At 43.3% G+C, this 231-nt stretch carries 1 pseudogene; it reads left to right on the top strand.

The window, feature by feature from the left end:
- Positions 1 to 231, top strand: a pseudogene (locus AAEY72_RS16575) (hypothetical protein); the annotation flags it as partial.

Here is a 231-nt window from a genome sequence, read left to right on the forward strand (position 1 = left end):
CAGTTGGAGAGGGCTATAAAACAGCTGTAACGCTTTGTATACAAGAAAATGGCGGTGTTTTAACAGGTTGTGATGCCGGTAAGCTAGGCATTCCAGCTGTCCCAAAAACACTTCCAGCAGCTATCAAATCTTTAACAGTTGAAAATGCTGTAATAACAGCAACTGCACAAGATAATGCTGGCGGTTATACGTGGGTTGTGACACCAAAAGTTGATGGTGGGTCAACTCAGT

Origin of the sequence: Psychrobacter sp. W2-37-MNA-CIBAN-0211 (assembly GCF_040309405.1) — a bacterium.
Taxonomy (GTDB): Bacteria; Pseudomonadota; Gammaproteobacteria; order Pseudomonadales; family Moraxellaceae; genus Psychrobacter; species Psychrobacter glaciei.